Source organism: Sulfolobales archaeon (assembly GCA_038897115.1).
Taxonomy (GTDB): Archaea; Thermoproteota; Thermoprotei_A; order Sulfolobales; family AG1; genus AG1.
This window is the reverse complement of record JAWAXC010000180.1, coordinates 1-2814: the sequence shown is the minus strand read 5'-3', so window position 1 is coordinate 2814 and position 2814 is coordinate 1. Positions and strand designations below refer to the sequence as shown.

General features: G+C 34.2%; 1 protein-coding gene. It reads right to left on the bottom strand.

The annotated features are described in order from the left end of the window. Positions 1-255: 255 nt before the first annotated feature. Positions 256-2814: glycoside hydrolase (locus QXE01_12510; protein ID MEM4972060.1), on the bottom strand; the 2559-nt coding region annotated here is incomplete at its 5' end.

Here is a 2814-nt window from a genome sequence, read left to right as displayed (position 1 = left end):
GCACTGTACTCTGAGGTCAAAAAATCAATTGTTGATGTGAGAGAATTGCTCCTGCTTATACTTTCCTATTTTGGTTTATACATTCAAGCTTTTATTAAAATTCTCCTTGGCAAAATCGCATAAAATTTTTAATAATTAGAATGTGCTAATTCATTGCTTTTAAAATAACTCCTTGTAAGTCAAAATTATTATATAATTAAATTCCATTTCTTTAGAAAAAATTTTTATCTTTCTATAATCTAAATTGGAAAAAAATTATAGGTATCTTTTCTTTATAATCTCTAAAATTGCCAACAACACTGCAATACTTCCTCCTACTACTATTATGTAAAGGTTATTTGCTGTGCCTTTGTTAACCATAACTTGATTAGAACTGATTAGGAATCCATAATTACTAATGGGGATTAACGTTAGGCCAACTTCTGCTGGAGTTACTGGAGAGTATAATGAAATCTCTATTTTTCCGCTTATACTTAAGGGTATCTTAAACTGATTATTACCAGGATTTAACGTAATAGGGATAGCTGTCTCTGTAGAATTGTAATTTATTACCAATATTAGATGTAAAGTGTGATTAATTCCATTATATATGCTAAGTCTTATCTTGTTACCTTCCAGTTTTACGCTTGATAACTTGATTAACGAAAATTGATTTTTAACTATAGAGATTATTGTGTTTGTATAGAGTAAAGCTTGTTCTTTAAACCAAGCTGGACCATATGCTGGTGGACCCGTTTGCCATGTCCAATCGCTACCTTCTGCTATGTACAAGTAATTCCACAGTGTATTAAGTAAGTTGGTAGAGTTTGGCGTTTCGTTAAAGGGTAGATAAACTAAGGGAGACACGTTTTCTCCTAATGCTACTGTGTATGCTACTAGATATTCTCTAGCTAAAGATACATTTTGCCATATGTCAATCTTACCTATGTAACCATTATTCCAATAGTTTAAGTTCAAATCCCATGAACTAACCGGTAAGTTTGTTATTACGGTATTAGGTTTATGTGTTGCAATTGCTTCGCTGGCAGTTTGGGTTATGAGCCAACTTCCTTGGTATTCAGACAATGCTTGATAGATTGCGTATAGATCTGCAGGGCCAGTTGATGGGTTAAATATTAATGGATTTTCACCATCTAGGGCTACAGTAACTACTCCACCCGGATTATTAATGTATATTTGGGCTAATTGTTGAATTAATTCTTGAGCGGTAAGTTGAGGTGATTGACTGAAAAATTTGAAGCCAAATTCGTTTGATAAGGTAGTATTTCTAAAAAGTACTATGATTGTTTGTCCTAAATTGTTCTCGACTATAAATGGTTGGTCTGGATTTAATGAACCTTTAACTAAAGTAACATAAGGTAAGAATGCTTGCTGATCTAAGATAGTATACGAAATTCCGCTTTCGTTATAAAGACCTACTAAATCCATGTCGAAGGCCATCTCTGGAGTCCATGTTCCATTAGCCCATACTCCGAAGATTTCGTGCGTTAAGTTCTCACCCATTTTTATCTGAGCTAAAACATCGCTCCAATAGCCATCTTGAAGTAATAGTGGTTGTAATGGATGATAGAAGGGTACAGTTAAAACTTCTACTTTACCTTCTTTTATTAACGTTTTATATAGATTTAGAGTATAGTTAACTGCTTGAATATCATGGGTTGTATTTATACCAAAATTAGCTGTAAAAGTAGCGTTTTTCTCATGAAGTATTGTCTCCCACTGGTAAAGTAGTACTGGTGTGAAGTCTATGGTTACGCTAACGTTAAACTGTTTTATTAATAATGCTTGTAATTCATAGGCCCCTACTAAATTACCATTCCACATAAAATCTTGTCCAGTATGTAACCAAACCCACGGCTGTTCCCAGCTCCCATTGGGGGCTACGTAAAGTGGTTGGTGCATATTCCACACTATAACGAGGCTTAATGGCTTTTTGCCAGTTACATTTAAAACGTAAAATGGAGGTAAGGTGGCTTGTCTTTGAAGAGTATTGTTAACATAAACGTTAAGTAATGGACGATATATTCCTTGAGGAATATTATTAGTGTTGAGAGTAAATGAAATGTTATTTATCCCAGGATTCAAATAGGCAGAAATATTATATCCTATACCAGCTATTTGTAGAGAAAGAACGGAATTAACTGGCTGTTGTAACTCGTTATTTAGAGTTATGTAAATTTCAGCTCTCTGTCCTTCAACATAAACAAATTTATTATATACTGAATTAACGTATTGAATGAATGAGTATACGTCTTGTATTGCGAAATTAGTGCCAGAAACGTTGTGGTAATATTGGTTAAGGCTTAAATCGTGATAAACCCATTGTACCCATTGGCCTGGTTTAAATGGGCCTATGAGTATTGTGTAGTTTCCCCAAAGCGGATTATAAGTCATTAATTCATCAGTTATGTTACTCCATGGTAATCCAGTTTTGGGACCAGTCGTGAGACCGTAATGTATTTCTATTTGGTCTGGTGCTCTACCTATCATAGTAATTAATATTGAACCATTTTGTAATACTGTAGCATATGTTTGCCCTACATTCGAAGGGTTAATTTCAAGGTTCCAATTCCAGAATGGATGATTATAGTAATTTATCCACTGGTTAGTAGTATTATCATAAAAGACCCACGCAATCCACGTCCCATTATTGAATGGACCTATAGTTACACTAAAATTTTTTCCATTCCACTTCATATTCGCATTATATATACTAGTCCACGCTTGCTGAGGTCCGCTCTCGATTCCATAATGTAAGATTACAGTGTTATTGCTAGGTATTCCAGATAGATAAATTGTGACAAATCCGTTATC